At 55.1% G+C, this 3350-nt stretch carries 3 protein-coding genes and 1 tRNA gene; 1 reads left to right on the top strand and 3 read right to left on the bottom strand.

The features are described 5' to 3' along the window. Positions 1-154 precede the first annotated feature (154 nt). Positions 155-949 carry an endonuclease/exonuclease/phosphatase family protein gene (locus M6G53_RS24655; protein ID WP_253335149.1) on the bottom strand — a complete coding sequence of 265 codons (795 nt, stop codon included), beginning with the start codon at positions 947-949 and terminating at the stop codon, positions 155-157. A 330-nt stretch (positions 950-1279) separates the two neighbouring features. On the opposite strand from M6G53_RS24655, the gene yafC reads away from it, so the two are divergent. Continuing rightward, complete coding sequence (gene yafC / locus M6G53_RS24650) at positions 1280-2164, top strand: DNA-binding transcriptional regulator YafC (RefSeq protein WP_253335147.1); 885 nt, start codon at positions 1280-1282, stop codon at positions 2162-2164. A 46-nt stretch (positions 2165-2210) separates the two neighbouring features. On the opposite strand, the gene dkgB is transcribed toward yafC, so the two are convergent. Beyond that, on the bottom strand, positions 2211-3014 hold the full coding sequence (gene dkgB / locus M6G53_RS24645; protein ID WP_253335140.1) for a 2,5-didehydrogluconate reductase DkgB: 804 nt from the start codon (positions 3012-3014) through the stop codon (positions 2211-2213). A gap of 213 nt (positions 3015-3227) precedes the next feature. After that, positions 3228-3304, bottom strand: a tRNA-Asp gene (locus M6G53_RS24640). Positions 3305-3350 lie beyond the last annotated feature (46 nt).

Below are 3350 nucleotides of genomic sequence, written 5' to 3'. Positions count from 1 at the left end.
GTGGTGAAATTGATAATGCCAAGAGCCTGGGAAAGTTCCATTTTAAGGGTCCATGACGATGCCATGGACCCTTTGTACAGCAACCACAGGATCGGTCAATTGATCCTTAAACGATCGGCATTACCCCTCGGGGTGCTTTTTTGTTACCTGTGATTCACCAGACGGGAGCGTCTTTTTCCGGGTGGAACTCCACCAACAACGGATTGTGATCCGACGCGCTGGTCACCAGCACCGATGCCTCCACAACCCCCAGGTTACGGTAAAACACGAAGTCCAGCGGGCGGCCAAAGGCCTTGCGGCGGTGATCGTCGGTGAAGCTAACCTCACGCAGCGCCATTTCGCCGGCAAAATCATACAGCGCATTGATACGTTTACGGCTCCAGGCGTTGAAGTCCCCCGCCATGATCACCGGCCCCCGGTGGCTGGCGATCTGCTCGCCGATCGGCCCCAACTGCTTGCTGTAAACGTCTACTCCCAGGCTGAAGTTCACCGCATGGATATTCACCACCATCAACAGCTCACCGTTGTACAGCGGGTAAACGGTGATCAAAGCCGACTTAGACAGCCGCAGCAGCGGCTCACGCTCGCGCAGCGGGCAGCAGTAAACCGGATGAGCGGCTGCCAGCGTCATCACGCCGGAAGGATGTTGCGGCAACACAAAGGCCGGCACCTGATCGGCCGCCAGATAGTTGGCGGTAGCATAGCTCACCAGCTCCGGTGTGGTTTGCGCCTCTTGCAACAATACCAGCTGCGCATCTTTACCATGATTTTTCAGCACCGAAAGCCAGTCGGCTCGCTGCTGTTTGAAAATATTCCATACCATGACGCGCAGAGCGCCGGTCGTCGGCAGCGCAGCCCCTGGCGGCAACGGCTGGTTAGCGGCGCCAGGAAAGATTCGTTCAACTGGCTGGCCTGCAACATACCTCATTGCATAAGTTCGTTTCGGCACGCGATTCGCCTATTACCCATTAGCATGAAACTGGCGATGAAGACTTCGCCAACGGTGAATTGATTATACGCCTGCCCCGCACAGAGGGCATGGCTTTTACAGGCATAACCTTTTCAGTTATAGGGGCCGTCTGCGGTGATTTCAATATTCTGAGGGTATAGCTGTGTAAAGGTGACGCATCAGAGGTGAAAAATGCGAAAAGGCCAGCAAAATGCGCACGGGAAATAGGCATGTACAGGTTCGCGCTCAAGTGGGTGACGGCGATGCTCCGACGTGATTAAATGACAAAATCGCTAAATATTTCAAACAAAGTTTGCCTGTGGAGCAAAAATGAAAGCGAATTCGGACGAGCTTATCACCTTCGTCACCGTAGTGGAGAGCGGCAGCTTCAGCCGGGCGGCAGAGCGCCTGCAGCAGGCCAACTCCGTGGTTAGCCGTACGGTAAAAAAACTGGAGAGCAAGCTGGGCGTGACCCTGCTCAACCGCACGACGCGCCAAATCAGTCTGACCCAGGAAGGCGAAAACTACTTTCGGCAGGTGCAAAAGGTGTTGAGCGATATGGCCGCAGCGGAAAACGCGTTGATGGAAAACCGCCAACGCCCGCAGGGGCTGCTGCGCGTCGATGCCGCAACGCCGGTCGTGTTGCATCTGTTGACGCCGCTGGTCGCCGAGTTTCGTGAACGCTATCCGGAAATGTCGCTATCGTTGGTCTCTTCGGAAAACTTCATCAATTTGATCGAACGGAAAGTGGATATCGCAATCCGCGTCGGCGAGCTGACGGACTCTACGCTGAAAGCGCGCAAGCTAATGGCCAGCTATCGGCGCATTCTGGCCTCCCCCGCCTACCTGGCGCAGTATGGCGCGCCAAAGAGCGTGGCCGAGCTAGAACACCATTGCTGCATCGGCTTTAACGATCTGCCCAACCTGAACCGCTGGCCGCTGGCCTGTGCCGATGGTCGCCAACTGGAGATCGTTCCGGGGCTGACCACCAACAGCGGCGAAACCCAGCGCCACCTGTGCCTGCACGGCAATGGCATCGCCTGCCTGTCGGACTTTATGAGTGATGAAGACGTCAAACGCGGGGACCTGATCCCCCTTCTGGTGGAAGACACGCTACCGCTCGAAATGCCGATCAACGCGGTGTACTACAGCGATAACGCCGTCAGTAACCGTCTGCGCAGCTTTATCGATTTTATCAGCGAGCGGTTAAAGTGATAAAAAAGGCGCTCTCTCGGGCGCCTGAGGTCGCGGTAGCCGAAGATTAGTCCCAGTTGGGTGCCAGACCTTCCGGGCTGACCAATCGGCCGTGGCTTTCCAGCGCGGCAATCTGCGTCATCTCTTCATCACTCAGCGTCAGCTGCTGCGCTAACAGGTTGCTCTCCAGGTTTTCACGCTTGGTCGAGGAAGGGATCACCGCGTAGCCCAGCTTTAGCGCCCAGGCCAGAACCACCTGTGCCGGCGTCACATTGTGTCGCGTCGCGATACGCTTGATCGTCTCATCCTGCAACGCTTTACCATACGCCAGCGTCATATAAGAGGTGATGGCAATGCCCTGCTGCCGTGCGAACGCCACCACTTTTTCATTCTGCAAGAATGGCGACAGTTCGATCTGGTTGGTTGCGATCTGATCGGCACCGACCGCGTCAATCGCCTGCTGCATCAGATCGATAGTGAAATTGGATACCCCTATCTGACGGGTCAACCCCAATCGCTTGGCTTCCAGCAGTTCAGCCATAAATTCGGCGACTGGCACTTCATCATTTGGCGATGGCCAGTGAATCAATGTCAGATCGACATACGAAGTCTGCAGCTTGGCCAAGCTGTCTTGCAGACTGGGAATCAATGTCCCCTTAGCCAGATTCGCGATCCAAATCTTGGTTGTGATAAATAGCTCGCCACGCGGCACACCGCTGGCAACGATCGCCTGGCCGACGGCCGCTTCGTTTTCATAGATCTGTGCGGTATCGATAGCCCGATAGCCCAATTCCAGCGCCATGCTCACCGAGTCGATAACGACCTGATCCTGAAGGCGGAAAGTACCTAAACCAAATGCAGGGATGCTCACAATATTTGCTCTCTCATTAGTGGATAAATAGCGATGCGAGAGAGTATGGCAATATTTTTAGTGAGCAAAAATGCCAGGTTCTGCATAAGACTTTTGACCAACAGGCAACAATATGACGGAGAAAAACGGCAGACCGGAGGGAAATCGACGAAACATGATGAATTTTGCATATGAAAAAGCCCTGAGTCAGAGACTCAGGGCTTATCAATTAAGTGGCGGAACGGACGGGGCTCGAACCCGCGACCCCCTGCGTGACAGGCAGGTATTCTAACCAACTGAACTACCGCTCCACCGATTCTTTTACGTTGCATCTCTCGATGCCGGCAAACTCGCGCT

Source organism: Serratia nevei, assembly GCF_024160145.1.
Lineage (GTDB): Bacteria > Pseudomonadota > Gammaproteobacteria > Enterobacterales > Enterobacteriaceae > Serratia > Serratia nevei_A.
The sequence above is the reverse complement of the archived record's forward strand: the minus strand, read 5'-3'. Positions and strand labels throughout refer to the sequence as shown.